This is a genomic window from Streptomyces sp. WMMC940 (genome assembly GCF_027460265.1).
GTDB lineage: Bacteria > Actinomycetota > Actinomycetes > Streptomycetales > Streptomycetaceae > Streptomyces.
This window is the reverse complement of the sequence record NZ_JAPZBC010000001.1, coordinates 7,367,083-7,385,272: the sequence shown is the minus strand read 5'-3', so window position 1 is coordinate 7,385,272 and position 18,190 is coordinate 7,367,083. Positions and strand designations below refer to the sequence as shown.

The window sequence follows — 18,190 nt, the reverse complement described above, 5'->3', positions numbered from 1 at the left end:
GGCAAAAACCGGCGGGAAGATTCGCAAGGATTGGCATGCATCCCAGCTTGATGGCACTCAGTGCCAGTGCCACAGTCGTAGTGCGGCCCGCCGGATCCGGTAGGCACAGCCGGATCCGGGGCACGATTTCTGCCCTGACGTCGGAGACCCCCGGCAACGGCAGCGACCTGCACCGGCAGCATTGCTCAGCTTCACCACCAGGTGACGGCGGGCCGCATCCCAGCAGGACGACACGCAGTGCCACCTCTGTTCATCCGAACGGTGAGGTTGGCAGAAGCAACAGACCGAGGAGACGGTGACAGTCATGGCAGAAGCGAGGACGCAGGCGGCCGAGGAGCTGGCTCAGCGCTGGGCCACCGACCCCCGGTGGAAGGGCATCGAGCGCACCTACAGCGCCGAGGACGTGCTCCGGCTCTCCGGGAGTGTCCGGGAGGAGCACACCCTGGCGCGCCGCGGCGCGGAGCGGCTGTGGCGGCAGCTGCACGACCTGGACTACGTCCACGCGCTGGGCGCGCTGACCGGCGGCCAGGCGGTGCAGCAGGTCAAGGCGGGCCTTCAGGCGATCTACCTGTCGGGCTGGCAGGTGGCCGCGGACGCCAACCAGGCCGGACACACCTACCCCGACCAGAGCCTGTACCCGGCCAACTCCGTGCCGCAGGTGGTGCGCCGGATCAACAACGCGCTGCTGCGTGCCGACCAGATCGCCACCGCGGAGGGCGCGGGCGACACGACGGACTGGCTGGCGCCGATCGTCGCTGACGCGGAGGCCGGTTTCGGCGGTCCGCTGAACGCCTTCGAGCTGACCAAGGGCATGATCGCCGCCGGTGCGGCCGGCATCCACTACGAGGACCAGCTGGCGTCCGAGAAGAAGTGCGGCCACCTCGGCGGCAAGGTCCTGGTGCCGACCTCGCAGCACATCCGCACCCTCAACGCGGCGCGCCTCGCCGCCGACATCGCCGACACACCGACCGTGATCATCGCACGTACGGACGCGCTCGCCGCCAACCTGCTGACCAGCGACGTCGACGAGCGCGACGCCGAGTTCGTCACCGGCGAGCGCACCGCCGAGGGCTTCTACCGGGTGCGCAACGGCATGGCGCCGGTCATCGCGCGCGGTCTGGCCTACGCCCCGTACGCCGACCTGATCTGGGTGGAGACCGGTACCCCGGACCTCGCACAGGCCCGCGAGTTCGCCGAGGCGATCCACGCCCGGTACCCGGACCAGATGCTCGCCTACAACTGCTCCCCGTCCTTCAACTGGAAGGCCGCACTGGACGACGACCGGATCGCCAAGTTCCAGCGCGAACTCGGCGCCATGGGCTACAGGTTCCAGTTCATCACCCTGGCCGGGTTCCACTCCCTGAACCACGGCATGTTCGACCTCGCCCGCGGCTACGCCGAGCACGGCATGACCGCCTACGTCGACCTCCAGGAGAAGGAGTTCGCGGCCCAGGAGCACGGCTTCACCGCGGTCAGGCACCAGCGCGAGGTCGGCACCGGCTACTTCGACCTGGTCTCCACGGCCGTCAACCCCGCCTCCTCCACCACCGCCCTGGCCGGCTCCACGGAGGAAGAGCAGTTCCACTAGGCCACCCGGCCGGAAGCCTCGCCGCGAGGCTCCCCATGGCCGAGCGGAGAGGCGGACGACCGTCCCCGTCCGCCCTCCGCTCCCACCCCTCAGGAGATCCCGATGTCCACCACCGCACTCACCCAGCAGGTCCGTGTCCTCGCCACGCCCGGCCACCGGCACGACGAGATCCTCACCCCCGCCGCCCTCGACTTCGTCGGTCATCTGGCCGAAGCCTTCGGAAAGCGCCGCCTGGACCTCATGAAGGAGCGCCGCCGGCAGGCACTGCGACTGGCATCGGGAGCCCCCCTCGTTTTCCCCATGGTCTCCCGCACCGTGCGCGCGGACCCGTCGTGGCGCGTCGCGCCTCCCGCCCCCGGTCTCGCCGACCGCCGTGTGGAGATCACCGGGCCGCCGGACCGCCGGATGGCCGTCAACGCGCTCAACTCCGGCGCCACGGTGTGGATGGCGGACTTCGAGGACGCCACCTCCCCCACCTGGGGGAACGTCATCGGCGGGCAGCTCACCCTCCTCGACGCCATCGAGCGCCGGATCGACTTCACCACGCCGGAGGGCAAGGAGTACCGGCTCGCGGACCCGGACGAGCTCGCCACCATCATGGTCCGCCCCCGCGGCTGGCATCTGGACGAGGAGCACCTGGAGTACGACGGCCGCCCCGTGCCCGCCGCATTGGTGGACTTCGGCCTGTACTTCTTCCACTGCGCCCAGCGGCAGATCGACGCCGGGTACGGCCCGTACTTCTACCTGCCGAAACTGGAGAACCGGTACGAGGCCCGGCTCTGGAACGACGTCTTCCTCCTCTCCCAGGATCTGCTCGGCATCCCGCGGGGCACGATCCGGGCCACGGTCCTGATCGAGACGATCACCGCCGCGTTCGAGATGGAGGAGATCCTCCACGAGCTGCGCGAGCACAGCGCCGGCCTCAACGCGGGCCGCTGGGACTACCTCTTCAGCTTGATCAAGACCTTCGGGCACCGGACCGACTTCCTCCTCCCCGACCGGGCGAAGGTCACGATGACCGCCCCGTTCATGCGCGCCTACACCGAACTCCTCGTGCGCACCTGCCACAAGCGCGGTGCCCACGCCATCGGCGGAATGTCCGCCCATGTGCCCGGCAAGGACCCTGCCGCGAACGAGGCCGCGCTCGCCAAGGTCCGGCTCGACAAGGAACGCGAGGCCGAGGACGGCTTCGACGGCTCCTGGGTCGCCCATCCGGCCCTGGTCCCCGTCTGCCGCGAGGTCTTCGACGGCGTCCTCGGCAAGCGGCCCGACCAGATCGACCGCACCCGCGACGACGTCGAGGTGACCCCGGCCGACCTGCTGTCGGTGCGTCGCATCAGCGGCCCGCCCACGCCGGAGGGGGTCCGCACCAACATCGCCGTGGCACTGCGCTACTTCGCCGCCTGGCTGCGCGGACAGGGCGCCGTGGCGCTGTACGGCCTGATGGAGGACGCCGCCACCGCCGAGATCGCCCGCGTGCAGATCTGGCAGTGGCTGCGGCACCGCGTCATCGAACGGCAGACGGTGCTGCTGCTGCTCGACGACGAGCTCGCGGCGCTCGGAGCCGAGCACCCCTGGGCGCCATTGGAGGACATCCGGGCGCTCTTCGAACGGGCCACCCTGGCCGGTGAGTTGCCGCTGTTCTTCACACCGGACGCCTACACCCGTCACCTCGTGGAGCGGACGGAGGCCGGGGCATGAGCGGGGACATCACGCGCGTCGGTGTGGTCGGCGGAGGGCAGATGGGCGCCGGCATCGCCGAGGTGTGCGCGCGGGCCGGGCTCGACACCGTGGTCTGCGAGGCGGATGCGATCGCCGCGCGCACAGCCAGGGACCGGGTGGCGGCGTCGCTCGACCGTGCGGTGCGGCGCGGAAAGCTGGAGGAGTCCGCCGCGCGGGACGCCCTCACCCGCATGGTGTTCACCGGCAGCCTGGAAGACCTCGCCGACCGGCAGCTCGTGATCGAGGCCGTCATCGAGAACACCGACGCCAAGACCGAGGTCTTCGCCAACCTCGACAAGATCGTCGAGGACCCGGAAGCCGTCCTGGCGACCAACACCTCCTCCCTCCCCGTCATGCGGCTCGGGATGGCGACCGGTCGGGCCGACCGGGTCGTGGGACTGCACTTCTTCAACCCGGTACCCGTACTGCCGCTCGTGGAGGTCGTGACCTCCCTGCACACGTCGGCGGTGGCGGCCGCCACCGTCGAGGACTTCGCGACCGGCACCCTCGGCAAGACCGTGATCCGCTCCCAGGACCGGGCCGGCTTCGTCGTCAACGCGCTGCTCATCCCCTACCTGCTGTCCGCGATCCGCATGGCGGAGTCCGGATTCGCCACGGCCACCGACATCGACGCCGGCATGGAACTTGGCTGCGCCCACCCCATGGGTCCGCTCAAGCTCGCCGACCTGATCGGCCTCGACACCGTCGCCTCGATCGCCGAGTCCCTCTACGACGAGTTCAAGGAGCCGCTGTACGCCCCGCCGCCGTTGCTCCAGCGGATGGTCGAGGCAGGACTGTTGGGCCGGAAGACCGGACGCGGGTTCCACGCGTACGACCGTGCCTGACGATCCAAGTCCACCGGGCTGAGGGGCCCGGGAGGGCCCGGGCTGGGAGGCCCGGGTGGCGTCACAGGGAAAGGGCGGGAGCGCGAGTGCGGCGCTCCCGCCCTGCGGCGTCACCGCCTCGCGGTCCACTTCACCATCCGGATCGTGGACGCCGCGCCGCTCAGGCTCGTGTCACCGACTAGGCTGACCCGTGCAGCTGGTTCGCCCCGTCCTCCAGGCGGGACGTCGCAAGAGGGAACCCGGTGGGAATCCGGGACTGCCCCGCAGCGGTGAGCGGGAACGACCGCCGTCAAACGCACTGGGTCCTCCGTACCGGACCTGGGAAGCGACGGCCAGTAGGTGCCCTCCGGTCAGGAGGACGTGCCCGCGAGTCCGAAGACCTGCCCGTTGCCCGCGCGCGGACCACTCCGTGCGTGGACATCCCGGTGACCTCGAGGGCGGGTCGGCGTACATACCAGGCGATCGACCGTGCCTTGCCGCGCACGCTCGTACCGTCCGGTTCGTCACCCCTTCGCGCTCTCGTCCCACCTCCGGGATCTCAGGGATTCATCTCGCGAAGGAGATCTCCGTGACACCGAAGTCCGCAGCCGCGGCAGCACGGGCCACCGTGTACGGCTACCCCCGCCAGGGCCCGAACCGGGAACTGAAGAAGGCGATCGAGGGCTACTGGAAGGGCCGAGTCACCGCCGACGCCCTCCGTGCCACCGCCGCCGAACTGCGCCGCTCCAACTGGCAGCAGCTCGCCCAGGCCGGCATCCACGAGGTGCCCACCGGCGACTCCTCGTACTACGACCACGTCCTCGACACCAGCGTCATGGTCGGCGCGATCCCCGAGCGCCACCGCGCCGCCGTCGAGGCGGACGCCCTGGGCGGATACTTCGCCATGGCGCGCGGCACGCAGGACGTGGCGCCGCTGGAGATGACGAAGTGGTTCGACACGAACTACCACTACCTGGTCCCGGAACTGGGTCCGGACACCGTCTTCACAGCCGACTCGACCAAGCAGGTCGCCGAGCTGACGGAAGCCCAGGCTCTCGGCCTGACCGCACGCCCCGTCCTGGTCGGCCCGGTCACGTACCTCCTGCTCGCCAAGCCCGCCCCCGGCGTGCCCGCGGACTTCGAGCCGCTCACCCTTCTGGACCGGCTGCTGCCCGTGTACGCCGAGGTCCTCGCCGACCTGCGCGCGGCCGGGGCCGAATGGGTGCAGCTCGACGAGCCCGCCCTCGTCCAGGACCGCACCCCGGCCGAGCTGAACGCCGCCGAGCGCGCATACCGCGAGATCGGCGCCCTCGCCGACCGGTCCAGGCTGCTCGTCGCCTCGTACTTCGACCGGCTCGGCGACGCCCTGCCGGTGCTCGCCAAGGCCCCGGTCGAGGGACTCGCCCTGGACTTCACCGAGTCCGCCGCCGCCAACCTGGACGCCCTCGCCGCCGTCGGCGGACTTCCCGGAAAGCGCCTGGTCGCGGGTGTGGTCAACGGCCGCAACATCTGGGTCGACGACCTGGAGAAGTCGCTGTCCACCCTCGCCACCCTGCTCGGACTGGCCGACCGGGTCGACGTGGCCGCCTCCTGCTCGTTGCTCCATGTGCCGCTGGACACGGCCCCGGAGCGGGACATCGAGCCGCAGATCCTGCGCTGGCTCGCCTTCGCGAAGCAGAAGACGGCCGAGATCGTCACCCTCGCCAAGGGACTCGCCCAGGGCACCGACACGATCACCGCGGAACTCGCCGCCAACCGCGCCGACCTGAGCTCCCGAGCGGGCTCCCCGATCACGCACGACCCGGACGTACGGTCCCGCGCCGCGGCGGTCACCGAGGCCGACGGCCGCCGCTCCCAGCCCTACGCCGAACGGGCCGCCGCCCAGCGCGCCCATCTCGGGTTGCCCCTGCTGCCGACCACCACGATCGGTTCCTTCCCGCAGACCGGCGAGCTGCGCACGGCCCGCGCCGACCTGCGCGCCGGCCGGATCGACGCCGCCGGCTACGAGGAGCGCATCAAGGCCGAGATCCAGGAGGTCATCTCCTTCCAGGAGAAGACCGGGATCGACGTCCTGGTGCACGGCGAGCCCGAACGCAACGACATGGTCCAGTACTTCGCCGAGCAGCTCACCGGCTACCTCGCCACGCAGCAGGGCTGGGTGCAGTCCTACGGCACCCGCTACGTCCGCCCGCCGATCCTGGCCGGCGACATCTCCCGCCCCGAGCCGATGACGGTGCCCTGGACGCGGTACGCCCAGTCCCTCACGTCCCGCCCGGTCAAGGGCATGCTCACCGGCCCGGTCACCATGCTCGCGTGGTCCTTCGTCCGCGACGACCAGCCCCTCGGCGAGACCGCCCGCCAGGTGGCCCTCGCCCTGCGCGACGAGGTGAACGATCTGGAGGCGGCCGGTACGTCCGTCATCCAGGTGGACGAGCCCGCGCTGCGCGAGACGCTGCCGCTGCGCGCCGCCGACCACCCGGCCTACCTGGCCTGGGCGACGGAGGCGTTCCGGCTGAGCACGAGCGGTGTCCGGCCGGACACCCAGATCCACACGCACATGTGCTACGCCGAGTTCGGCGACATCGTCCAGGCCATCAACGACCTCGACGCCGACGTCATCAGCCTGGAGGCCGCCCGCTCGCACATGCAGGTCGCCCGCGAACTGGCCGCCCACGGCTACCCGCGCGAGGCAGGCCCGGGCGTGTACGACATCCACTCACCGCGCGTCCCCAGCGCCGAGGAGGCGGCCGACCTGCTCCGCACGGGTCTGAGGGCCATCCCGGCGGAGCGGCTCTGGGTCAACCCCGACTGCGGCCTGAAGACCCGCGCCTGGCCCGAGACCCGGGCCTCGCTGGAGAACCTGGTCGCCGCCGCACGTGCCGTACGCGGCGAGTTGTCCGCGTCCTGACCCGCACATCCCGGGGCCGGGGCGTCACGGGCGCCCCGGCCCCGACGAGCAGTACCGCCACGAGCAGAAGCAAGAAGCGAAGGAGTTCGAGAGCCTGCTCGACATGCGCAGACAGCTCGGTAGTCAGACCGCCTGGATACGCGCCCTGCGCGACGCGCTCCTCGACACCGTTGCCCGCCCGCTGCCGCGCGCGGTGGTCGAAGCCCTGCTCGACAACATCCAGGTGATGGCGGAGTCGCTCGGCCTGCGTCCGGGGCGCGGCGCCGACCCACTCGTCGCGCATCTGGCGAACGGCACGGTGTCCGAGTGGACCAGGCCGCCGCGGGCCGATCCGCCGACGCGGTGGAGACCCACGATCGGTGACGGAACCCGCGGGCCGCGCCGCATCGGGCCTCGGTCACGCCCAATGATGCGGCTGATTTCGGTCACGGTAAGCTCACCCGGCCCGAGCCGCGCGCCCAAACGATCCCCGTGACGTGCCGCACGGGTTCGGTCACGTCAACCGGCCCGACCGCTGTCGGGAGACCATGTGTGGCCGGGATTGAACGGTGACGGGTCCGCACACGTAGTAGTGCGGAAGAGGCGTGAGCCGCCCGACGAACGCGAGGAGGAGTGATGGCCGACCGTGGCCTGCTCCGTGGCGCGCGGGTGGCGGTGTTCAGTCTGGTGTGCGTGCTGCTGGCGGCAACCGGGCACAGCGTGGCCGGCGGGCATCATCCGCCCCTCGTCCTGCTCGCGGTCGGCGGCACGGCCGTCGCGGTCACGGCGGGGCGCCTCGCCGGACGGGAGCGTACTTTCGGGCAGATCGCGGGTGCGGTCACGGTCGCGCAGGGTGCGCTGCACCTGCTGTTCGCGTTCACCGGCCCGGACCATTCCCGGACGTCGCCCTCCGTGCACAGCGGCCCGCATGTCGGGCATATGTCTCATGCGGAACAGATGGGGACCTACGGCCCGGAGGTCGTGACCGGAGCCGCCGGCGCAGGGGCCGAACCTTTCGGCGCGGCCCTGGCCCCCGCCCATCTGAGTCCGCTCATGCTGCTCGCCCACCTGGCCGCCGGGCTCGGTGCCGCCTGGTGGCTGCGCCAGGGGGAGGCCCTGGTATGGCGGCTGTGCCGACTTCTGGGCGCACCCTTGTCGGCGGCACTGCACGCTCCGGTCCTACTGCGGCGGTGGTCGCGGTTCCGGGCGATGCTCGCACGCCGCCGCATTCCGCTGGACCGCGGCACGGACCGCGAGGTGCCGTACCGCACCCGGCTCCTGGAGCACACGGTCGCCCGGCGTGGTCCGCCTGTGCTGTTCACCCACTGACCCGGCCGAAGCGGTGAAGACACGCCGCTCGCCCGGCCGGTGTCCCCACCGCCCGTGAACCCGGACCATCCGGCCGCACGCGGCGGCTCTCATGCGTACCCCGGCTTCCGCGCGGCTCCGCTCGTCGCGCCGGAACCGATCCGTGGCACGCGCCCTTCCGGCAGTGAACAGCCCCCGGCCGCCCGCGTGCGGGCCGGGCAGGACTTCAGGAGCTGAGCCCACTCATGAGCACCACATCCGACGCCTCTCCCGACGGGGCGCCGACCGCCGACTCCCCGGACGAGAAGCCCATGTCCGACCAGTCCGGCAGCACCCCGCCCGTCACCCCGGCCAACGGTCGTACACGCTCCGGCTGGTGGCCCCTGCTGACCCGGCTGCATTTCTACGCCGGCATCCTGGTCGCCCCGTTCCTGCTGGTAGCGGCGCTGACCGGGCTGGCGTACACCGCTGTTCCGCAGCTGGACCAACTCGTCTACGGCCAGGAGCTGCGCGTGGAGGAGGTGGGTGGGACGGCGAAACCGCTGACGGAGCAGATAGCGGCCGCCCGCGAGGCCCACCCCGAGGGCAGCATCATGTCGGTCGTCCCGCCCGAGGCCGCCGACCACACCACCAAGGTCGTGCTCTCCGTCCCCGAGCTCGCCGAGCAGGACAAGCAGCGCACCGTATACGTCGATCCCTACACCGCCGAGGTACGCGGCGCCCTGACGACCTGGTTCGGCTCGACACCCCTGGCCACCTGGCTGGACGACCTGCACCGCAACCTCCACCTCGGGGAGACGGGCCGGCTGTACTCCGAACTCGCCGCGAGCTGGCTGTGGGTGCTGGTCCTGGGCGGTCTGCTGCTGTGGTTCGGACGCCGGCGCGCCTACGCGGGCGGAGCGAAGCGCAACACGCTGCTGCCCGAGCGGGGGGCACGCGGCGTGCGCCGCAGCCGCAGCCTCCACGCGATCACCGGCGTGTGGATCTCGGCCGGGCTGCTCGTCCTCAGTGCCACCGGTCTGACCTGGTCGGCGTACGCCGGCGAACGCTTCACCGAACTGCGCACCTCACTGAGCGCGTACGCGCCCGAGCTGAACACCACCGCATCCGCTGAGGGTTCCTCCGGACACGACCACTCCGACGGGCAGGAGGCCGGAGGGGATGCCGCGGGCAGCGGCCTTCCGGAGGGGCTCAGCGTCGACCGGATCCTGGAGAAGGCCCGTGCCGCGGGTCTCGACGGCCCGGTGGAGCTCAGCGTGCCCGCCGACGAGAAGAGCACCTGGACGGTCGCCCAGACCGACGGCCTGTGGCCGGTCCGCATGGACCAGGCGGCCGTCGACCCGCACAGCGGCGAGATCACCTCGCGTGTCGACTGGGCGGACCACCCGGTGCTGGCCAAGCTCAGCAGCCTCGGTGTACGCGCCCACATGGGCACCCTCTTCGGCCTGGCCAACCAGATCGTCCTCGCGGTCATCGCGCTCGGGCTGAGCGTCGGCATCGTGCTCGGCTACCGCATGTGGTGGCAGCGCCGGCCCACCCGGGCGGACCGCCGTGCCCTGATGGGCCGCGCGCCCGCACGCGGTACGTGGCGGCACCTGCCCTGGCCCGCCCTGGCCGTGGCCGTGCCGCTGGTGATCGCCGTCGGCTGGGCGTTCCCGCTGCTGGGCTGGTCCCTGCTGGCCTTCCTGGTCCTGGACGGTGTGCTCGCGCTGATCCACCGGCGACGCACGGCCGGTGGGGCGGCGAGTTCCTGACGACCGGTTCCGTGCCGTGTGGCCCGCGCTCGTGCCGAGCGCGGGCCACACGGCCGTGGACGCCGGGTCAGTGGTGGCGGAACTCCGGCGGGCGCTCGTCGACGAAGGCGCCCATGCCCTCCTTCTGATCAGCGGCGGCGAACACCGCGTGGAACAGCCGGCGTTCGAAACGGACGCCTTCGGCGAGCGTGGTCCCGAAGGCCCGTGACACCGCCTCCTCCGCCGTCCTCGCGAGGGGCAAGGCCACCACGGGACGGTGAGCACGCCGAGCCGCGGTGCGGTGGGATGCCGTCCCCGGATCGAGATCGGCCGACCCCGGCCGGCGTGCCGACGCAACGGGGACGGGGACGGCCGTGACGCCGGGAGCCGGAAGCGGTGGTGGCGGACCGATCAGCCGACGTCCCACATGAAGCGGTGGGTGTGGATGCCGAAGTACGGGAAGGTGTCGACACCCGCCACCCCCTCGATGAGCCGGACGGTGTCGTTGACGAAGTCGAGCAGGTCGGCCGGCCCCGGACTGACGACCTCGGCGAAGAGGGCGTAGTGCCCGGCGGTGAGCACCGCGTAGACCACCTCGTCGCGGGACGAGAGGGCGTCGGCGACGGCCCGCGGATCGCCGTCGACGCGGATACCGAGCATGGCCATGGCCTGGCCGCCCATGGCCATGGGGTCGGTGACGCCCACGACCTGGACGGCCTTGGTGTCGATGAGCCGCTGCAGGCGCTGCCGTGCGGCGGAGGGGGAGAGACCCACCTTGGGGCCGAGGTCCGCGTAGGGAATGCGGCCGTCCGTCTGGAGTTCGCGGAGAATGGCGCGGTCGATGTCGTCCACGGGGGTCAGCCTGCCAGTTCCGCCAGGGCGTCGGCGAAGAGCGTGGTGTGGGTGTCGACGTCGGCCTCGGTGGTGGCGGGACACATCAGCGCCATGTTGTGGAACGGCGTCATGAGGACTCCCCGGTTGGCCATCCACAGGTGCAGGAAGTCCTCGAGTTCCGGGTCGGAGGCGGCGGCGGACTCGGTGCCGGTGCGCGGCGCGGGCGCGGTGAACCGGTACTCCGTGCGGGCACCGAGGCGGCTGACCGACCAGGGCAGACCGTGCTTGTCGATGCCGCTCCGGACGCCCTGCTCGAAGCGGGCGGAGAGCGCGGACATGGCCGCGAAGGCGCTGTCGGTGAGGACGTGTTCGAGGGTTGCCCGCATGGCGGCGACGGACAGGGCGTTGCCGGCGAGGGTGCCGCCGACCCCGCCCATGTCGACGAGGTCGAGGTCCCCACGGCGGAGAAGTCGGTCGGCGAGGTCGGCGGACAGGCCGTAGGCGCCGGCCGGGACTCCTCCGGCGACGGCCTTGCCCATGGTGAGGATGTCGGGTTCCAGGGCCCAGGCGGCGGTGGCACCACCGGGGCCGGCGGAGAAGGTGTGGGTCTCGTCGTTGACCAGCAGTACGCCGTGCCGGCGGGTCAGCTCGCGGACGCCCTCGAGGTAGCCCGGCTCGGGCAGCACGATGCCGATGTTGGTGAGGGCGGGCTCCATGAGGACCGCGGCGACGTCACCGTGCGCCAGTTCCCGCTCCAGCCCCTCCAGGTCGTTGAACTCGGCGACGCGACTGGTCAGCGTCACGTCGCACGGAGCTCCGACGTTGCCGGGACGGCTGGTCGCACCGCGCCCTCCCGGACCGGTGACGATGAGGGACTCGTCGACGCTTCCGTGGTAGCAGTAGCTGTTGAAGAGGATCTTCCGGCGGCCGGTGACCGCCCGGGCCAGCCGGATGGCCCACCGGTTGGCGTCCGTGGCGGTGAGCGAGAAGGACCAGCGCGGCAGGCCGAAGCGGCGGGCGAGCTCGGCGCCCACCCACTCGGCATCCTCCGTGGGCAGCATCGCGGTGGCGCCGCCCTGCTCGCGGAATCGGCGCTCGACGGCGTCGGCGACGGGGGCCGGGGAGTGACCGGCCATGGCGCCGGTGTCGCCGAGGCAGAAGTCGACGTACTCGTGACCGTCGATGTCGGTCACCCGGGCGCCGTGGGCGCCGGCGAGGTAGCGGGGGAAGGTCCCGGCGTTCTTGTTCATCCACGTCATCGGCACCCGCCCGAACAGGTGGTCGGCAGCCTCGTAGGCGGCCTTCGAGCGTGGATTGCGGGCCGTCGCCTCGGCGGTCTCGCGGGAGAGCAGTTGCCGCAGCCGGGCGCGATCGATGGGCATGGACATAGGTAAGCCTTCCTCGGTAGCGCTTGCGTTTGACGTTACACGCGGATTCATCGATCCGGCTAGCCCTCACGCTCGAAACGAGCGTGACAGCGATCGAATCGATACCACTCCGGTCCCGCCCTTCCTCCTTCCGGACATGGCGCCGGTGTGGACCGGGTCTGTCGGCCACCGTTGTGGTGTACGGGAGGCGCCGAACGGCCCGCGGCCCGCGAGGAAGGGCCCGACGCTCGGACCGGAGGGCGCGCGAGGCGGGCGGCACCTGGGCACGGTGAGCGGCGACCCGTCGGAGCGGATGCGACGCAGGCCGCACCCGAACCGGCCGGTCCCCGTCCTACTCGGCCCTCTCGATGATCAACATCGCGACATCATCGGCGAGGCAGCCCGCGGAGTGCCGCATCAGCGCCTGGTGGAGTTCGTCCAGGAACTCTCCGGGGGCGTTGCCGCGCACGGCCTCGAAGGCGTCGGGCAGCGCGAAGAAGGCGTCGTCGCTGTTGCGTGCCTCGATCACACCGTCGGTGTGCAGCAGCAGGCGGTCGCCGCGGACGAACGGATAGGACTCCACCTTGGCCTCGGAGGGCTCGGGCAGGAGCTCGTCGAGGCCGAGCGGCGGCAGCGGGCACCCCGGTGCCAGGGCCTCCGCCCTGCCGCAGTGGAGCAGCAGTGGGGGCGGATGTCCGCGGTTGACGATCTCGACCACCGGCTCCTGCGGGACCTGGGCCACCAGCGCCGTGACGAACCCCTCCACACGGGCGTCCGGGTCCACCCCCGGGGACAGGCGCTCCCGCTCCAGGGCCGCCGCACAGTGGTCCATGACGGCCGGCAGGTCCTCCTGGTAGTGGGCCGCCTCCCGGAACGCACCCAGCACGGCAGCGGCGGCGCGCACTGCGGGAAGGCCCTTGCCCCGGACGTCACCGATGATCAGCCGTACCCCGAAGCGGGTTTGTACGGCCTCGTAGAGATCGCCGCCGATCTGGGCGCCGGTCTCGGCGGCGACGTACCTGCTGCCCGCGTGCAGCGGGCCGATCCGGGCGGGCACCGGTCGCAGCAGCACCTCCTGTGCGGCGGCGGCGATCCTGCGGATCTGATTGAGCTCGTTCTCGCTGCGTGTGCGGGCGGCGCTACTGGTGGTGATGCTCGCCGCGGACACCAGTGCGAGGGCGAGGAGGTTGGTGTAGACCTGCTGATTCTGCCAGGCCTGGTTGTAGGTGGCGGTGATCACGCTGACGACGAGGGCGAAGGCGGCCGCCGCGATCGTGCCCCGGGGGCCCATGGTCACGGCCGCCAATGCCGGTGTCGCGGTCAGCAGCGGCCCCGTGTACATGACGTGCAGCGGCGTGAGCTCGATGACCACCACCAGGACCGCGATCGCGAACGGCAGGCACTGCGCGAGCACCCAGAGGACCCGGTGACGACCGTCCGCTCGCGGGCGTACGGATGAGCGGATGTCCGACCGCATGCCATCAGCCTGCCTGGTACGGGCACACCTTTCCACTCATCGCGGTCGCCACCGGCGGCCGGCGCGGACGGTACGAGGGGTGGCTTCCACTCATGCGGCCGGCCTGCCGTGCCCCCTTCTCGACGAGGCCGCCCGTGTGCAGCTGCGGCGACAGCTCGATGCCTCGTCCGGCGCCCACCCCCCGACTCGCTCCTCGACATCCCCATCCGTGACCCTGCCCGCCGTGTCGGGACGGTCAGGCAGGTGGTCGCGCCGCTCGACGGGAGGCCGCGCATCGCACCGCGTGTTCCTGCCCGGCAGGGAACGGACGCGCGACACGGGACGTACACCGGCGTCCGGCCACGGGGCGCGTGGCGGGAGCATCCGAGCGGGACCGTCAGTGGCGTCGGCGGGCGTTGAGCCGGGCGGCCTGGCGCGTCAGGTGGTCGCGCTCGGCGCGGCGGGTACACGGCCTCCGCCGGCCCCTGAGGCGGGAGCCCTGCCGTGCTGCTCGGGCGCGAGCGGTACCGGCACCGCGGTGGTGGGGGTGCCCCGGCCGTACTGTGTCCCCGTCGCCCGGGAGGAAGGGGACGGGCACCCGGCGTCGCCACCGGTTGCGGCGCGGATCCGAACGGCGGGGGGCCGCCCCGTCCGGCGGGGCCGGCGGGCGGCCGCCCCGCGCCCAGCTGCGGGGAGGGAGGTCCGCGACCTCAGCCGCGAGCGCGACCGGCTCCCCCGCCCGGGCCTCCGGGCAGGACGCCGCTCTCCGCGGCCTTGAGGACGGCGTCGGCCTGCTCCTGGGTGAGCTTCCCCTCGGACACCGCCTTCCCGAGACGCTCCGAGAGCCGCTTCTCGCGCTCCTCCTTGTGCTCCTGCTGCCTCTCGTTCCGGATCTTCTCCAGCGCCGCCTTCACCTTGTCCTCGGACACGCCCAGTTCCTTCGCCAGCGCGGCCGCCAGTTCCTCCTGTCGCTCCTCCAGACGGTCCTTCCGGGCTTCCCGGCGCTCCTCCCGCGGATTCGGCGTCTCACCGGAAGGCGCGGTCGACTCCGTCACCGTGGCCGGAGCGCTGTCCTCCGCGAGGGCCACGGCGGGGAACAGCAGCCCCACGCTCGCGACTCCTGCGACGGCAAGCCCCACCCGAGCTCTCTTGGTCACCATGGAACACTCCTCCGCTTCCGGGATCCTTGTCGTCATCCAAGATCGGACACAAGGCTGTGGCGAAGCTGGGAGCGGGATGAGAATCCCCTTTGAAGCTCGCCGCGCCCGTGCCGTCACGATCCGCCCACCCGCCGACCGCGCCGTACGGGAAGGACCTCGGCGACCGGTCGAGGACGGATCCCGGATCCCGGCCCGCCGGACTCCACGACCGAACATGCGACCGATGCGGCAGACTTGGGGCCGGCACACGGCCAAGGCCGCGGAGGGGACCGTCGGTGAGGGGGCAGGCAGCATGAGCACACCCGCCTGGGAGCGCAGGCTGAGACGGACCCTCGCATCGGAGACGGCCGAACCGCTGCTCGTCCTTGCGGCCGGAGCCGCCGGCACCGGAAAGAGCCACCTGGCACGGCGTCTCGCCGATCTGCCCGAGGCCACCGGGGCCGAGGTGCTCACCTGGACCTGCGGCGAGGAATCCGCCGTGCCCGAACCGGCAGGAGACGGGCCCGTCCTGCTGCTGGTCGACGACCTGCACCGGGCGGACGCGGCCGAACGCGGCGCACTGCGCCGGCTGCTGGAACAGTCCCGGCCCGCGCGCGCGACCGTGGTGCTGTACCGACCCGAGGAACTGCCCCACCCCGGCCTGCCACTGGGCACGCCGCCACTGCGCTACCCGCGCGACATGGTCGTCCTCGAGCACCGGGTCACGCCGTGGACCACCGAGCAGGTGCAGCGGGCCGTGGCGGCCGTCCTCGGCGACCGCTGCACGCCCGAGGCCGTAACACGGCTGCACGAGCAGTCCGGTGGCGTGGCGCAGGTGGTGGTGGACCTGCTGGTGGTGCTGGGCGAACAGGACCTGCCGCGGTGCACCGCGGCCGACGTGGACGCCGCGGGCGTGCCCGTTCGCCTCGCCGAACTGGTACTGAGCCGGACGGCTTCGCTGCCCGCGTCGCAGCGGGCCGTGGTGTGGGCAGCCGCGGTGCTCGGAGAGCCGGTGACGCGGGAGGAACTGCTGACCGTCGCCGCGGGGGCGACGCACGGCGGCGCCTGCGGGAGCGGACCCGCACCCGGGAGGAGGGCCGGGTGCAGCCCCGCACTCGGCGACGCTCTGGCCGGAGCGCTCGATGCGGCCGTGCTCACCGAGTACCCGGGCCGCCGGTACGGGTTGCTCGTCCCGCTCGCCGCGCGCACCGTGCGTCGGGTGCTGCCCGGCCCGGTGCGGCAGGAACTGCATGCGAGGGCCGCCGACGTGCTGGTGCGCAGGCAGCCTGTGCCGTGGACGTCGCTGGCGCGGCACCGCCGGGAGGCCGGACCCGTCAAAGCCTGGTTGCGTGCCGTGGAACGGGCAGCTGCCCTGGCCACCGGCGCCGGAGACCACCAGGCCGCGATCAAACTGCTGGAAGAGGCCCTCGCGTCCCCGGACATACCCCGTGCCGCCCGGGCCGGGCTGGCGCCGCGACTGGCTGACATCGCTGTCAACGGGCTGCGTTCGGACCAGACCGTCGAGGTGCTCTCGCAGATCGTGGAGGACGAGAGCCTTCCCGCCGTGCTGCGCGGCGAGATCCGTCTCGACCTGGGACTGCTGCTGTGCAATCAGGTCGGAATGGGCGGCACCGGCTGGACGGAGCTGGAGCGGGCCGCCTCCGAACTTCGCAGTGAGCGCCCCGGATTGTCCGCCCGCGCCATGTCGGCCCTCGCGATGCCGTACTGGCCCGGCTCCTCCATCGACGTCCACCGCGCCTGGCTGGAGGGCGCCGCGGTGGCCGCGGACGACAGCGGAGACGAAGTCGTCCGCACGGCGGTACGGGCCAACCGCGCCGGGCTGGCCATGAGCTGCGGTGACCCCGAGGGCTGGGACCTGCTGAAGGCACTGCCCACCGACCACCCCGACCCCGGAATCCGGCGGCACGCCGCCCGCGGGCTGTGCAACGCGGCCGACTCCGCGGTGTGGCTCGGCCATTTCGGAGGGGCCGAGGACCTGCTGCGTGAGGGACTCGAGCTGTCGGCACGCAGTGGCGCCCCGTACACCGAGCACACCGCCCTGGGGGCGAGGCTCCTGCTCGAGTGGTTCACCGGGCGCTGGGCGGGGCTTGCCGAGCGCTGCGAGGAGTTCGTCGCCGCGACCGCCGACATGCCGGTCATCAGTGCGGACGCGCGCATGGTACGCGGGATGATCGCGCTGGCCCAGGGCGACTGGGGCGCCGCACTCTCATGGCTGGCCGGCCCTGACGCGTCCTCGGCCGAGCATGCCGCCGCGCCGCACGCCGCCGCCACGTCCGGAGCCCTGATCCGGTTGGCACTGGCCCGTCAGGACGTGCCGGCCGCGGCCGAGGAGGCCGGGAGCGCCTGGCGGAAGGCCGCGGCGAAAGGCGTGTGGGTGTGGGCCGCGGAGCTGGCTCCCTGGGCCGTCGAGGCGGTGGCCCGAGCGGGCGATGTGGCGGCGGCCCGTGCCATGCTCGAGGAACTGTCGTCCGGCTTGGCAGGGGTGGACGCGCCCTCCGCCACGGCCGCGCTGGACTGGAGCCGGGCGGCACTGGCCGAGGTGGACGGCCGCCCGCTGGATGCCGTCCCCCTGTACCGTGAGGCCGCCGCGGCCTTCGAACGCGCGCCGCGCCCCTACGCGAGGGCGCTGGTCACCGAGGGCGCGGCACGCTGCACGCTCGAGGCGCTCGGCGCCAACGGCCGGAAGCCGTCCGAGCGGCAGGACGGTCCCGGAGCGGCCGCCACCCTCGCCGTCGACGAACTCACGTCCTGCGCGGCTCTGTTCACCGAGCTCGGCGCGGTGTGGGATGCCGCCCGCGCCCGTGCCGAGCTACGCCGTCACCAGCCGGCCAAGGAGGGCCGTCCGCCGGGTCGTCCCGCGTACGGCGGTCAACTCTCCCCGCGTGAACGGGAGGTCGCCGAGCTGGCGTCGGCCGGGCTCACCAACAGAGAGATCGCGGCAATCCTGCATCTGTCACCGCGCACGGTCGAGCAGCACGTCGCCCGGGCCATGCGGAAGCAGGGGACGCCCTCTCGCCAGGAGCTCGCCGATTGGCGGGGGCCGGCCGCGCCGGAGGGGCCGGAGCGGACGCGGAACGCCCCGGTCGGCACTCCCGGCGACGCCTGACCGATCCGCTTCGAATCCCTGCGCGACCTCGGCTTCGCATCCCTGCGCGACCTCATGTGCACCCGCATCCCCGCACATGTGCTTCTGCGCTCCGGTCGATCCGCGCCATGACATGCACATTCAGTGATCAATCGGACAGGCAAGCGCTTGGTCAGAGGTTAATCACGTATCCGTAGTCCCCGGGCCCCGGATATTCGTGTGCGGA

At 72.3% G+C, this 18,190-nt stretch carries 12 protein-coding genes, 1 pseudogene and 1 riboswitch; of the genes and pseudogenes, 8 read left to right on the top strand and 5 right to left on the bottom strand.

Features of this window, described 5'->3' with window-relative positions; genetic code table 11:
• The first annotated feature begins 304 nt into the window (after positions 1 to 304).
• From aceA to O7595_RS32365, 7 genes are all read left to right on the top strand, one after another.
• Positions 305 to 1,588, top strand: coding sequence for an isocitrate lyase (aceA, locus tag O7595_RS32395; RefSeq protein WP_269732142.1), 1,284 nt, complete (start codon positions 305 to 307; stop codon positions 1,586 to 1,588).
• 102 nt (positions 1,589 to 1,690) lie between these two features.
• Entirely contained in the window at positions 1,691 to 3,289 is a 1,599-nt protein-coding gene (gene aceB / locus O7595_RS32390) for a malate synthase A (RefSeq protein WP_269732141.1), read from the top strand.
• Positions 3,286 to 4,155 carry a 3-hydroxybutyryl-CoA dehydrogenase gene (locus O7595_RS32385; protein ID WP_269732140.1) on the top strand — a complete coding sequence of 290 codons (870 nt, stop codon included), beginning with the start codon at positions 3,286 to 3,288 and terminating at the stop codon, positions 4,153 to 4,155. Before aceB ends, O7595_RS32385 begins: the two co-directional genes overlap by 4 nt.
• 180 nt (positions 4,156 to 4,335) lie before the next feature.
• A riboswitch (cobalamin riboswitch) is annotated at positions 4,336 to 4,557 on the top strand.
• A 166-nt stretch (positions 4,558 to 4,723) separates the two neighbouring features.
• The gene (gene metE, locus O7595_RS32380) at positions 4,724 to 7,042 is read left to right on the top strand and encodes a 5-methyltetrahydropteroyltriglutamate--homocysteine S-methyltransferase (RefSeq protein ID WP_269732139.1); all 2,319 of its coding nucleotides are present in this window, start codon (positions 4,724 to 4,726) and stop codon (positions 7,040 to 7,042) included.
• A 103-nt stretch (positions 7,043 to 7,145) separates the two neighbouring features.
• The gene (locus tag O7595_RS32375) at positions 7,146 to 7,517 is read left to right on the top strand and encodes a hypothetical protein (RefSeq protein WP_269732138.1); all 372 of its coding nucleotides are present in this window, start codon (positions 7,146 to 7,148) and stop codon (positions 7,515 to 7,517) included.
• 140 nt (positions 7,518 to 7,657) lie between these two features.
• Positions 7,658 to 8,350, top strand: coding sequence for a hypothetical protein (locus tag O7595_RS32370; protein ID WP_269732137.1), 693 nt, complete (start codon positions 7,658 to 7,660; stop codon positions 8,348 to 8,350).
• A gap of 224 nt (positions 8,351 to 8,574) precedes the next feature.
• On the top strand, positions 8,575 to 10,083 hold the full coding sequence (locus tag O7595_RS32365; RefSeq protein ID WP_269732136.1) for a PepSY-associated TM helix domain-containing protein: 1,509 nt from the start codon (positions 8,575 to 8,577) through the stop codon (positions 10,081 to 10,083).
• 67 nt (positions 10,084 to 10,150) lie between these two features.
• Here the strand turns inward: O7595_RS32365 and O7595_RS32360 are convergent.
• The 5 genes and pseudogenes from O7595_RS32360 to O7595_RS32340 form a co-directional block, all read right to left on the bottom strand.
• A pseudogene (locus O7595_RS32360) lies at positions 10,151 to 10,330 on the bottom strand (enoyl-CoA hydratase-related protein); the annotation flags it as partial.
• A gap of 143 nt (positions 10,331 to 10,473) precedes the next feature.
• Positions 10,474 to 10,914, bottom strand: a complete 441-nt coding sequence (locus O7595_RS32355; RefSeq protein ID WP_269732135.1) for an Lrp/AsnC family transcriptional regulator — start codon at positions 10,912 to 10,914, stop codon at positions 10,474 to 10,476.
• A gap of 5 nt (positions 10,915 to 10,919) precedes the next feature.
• Positions 10,920 to 12,284 carry a transaminase gene (locus O7595_RS32350; RefSeq protein WP_269732134.1) on the bottom strand — a complete coding sequence of 455 codons (1,365 nt, stop codon included), beginning with the start codon at positions 12,282 to 12,284 and terminating at the stop codon, positions 10,920 to 10,922.
• A gap of 331 nt (positions 12,285 to 12,615) precedes the next feature.
• Positions 12,616 to 13,740 carry a PP2C family protein-serine/threonine phosphatase gene (locus O7595_RS32345; protein WP_269732133.1) on the bottom strand — a complete coding sequence of 375 codons (1,125 nt, stop codon included), beginning with the start codon at positions 13,738 to 13,740 and terminating at the stop codon, positions 12,616 to 12,618.
• 689 nt (positions 13,741 to 14,429) lie between these two features.
• Positions 14,430 to 14,879, bottom strand: coding sequence for a hypothetical protein (locus O7595_RS32340; protein ID WP_269732132.1), 450 nt, complete (start codon positions 14,877 to 14,879; stop codon positions 14,430 to 14,432).
• Between the two features lie 292 nt (positions 14,880 to 15,171).
• Here O7595_RS32340 and O7595_RS32335 point away from each other — a divergent pair, with 292 nt between their 5' ends.
• Positions 15,172 to 17,985 (top strand): LuxR C-terminal-related transcriptional regulator, encoded by a 2,814-nt coding sequence (locus O7595_RS32335; protein ID WP_269732131.1) that lies wholly within the window; start codon positions 15,172 to 15,174, stop codon positions 17,983 to 17,985.
• Positions 17,986 to 18,190 lie beyond the last annotated feature (205 nt).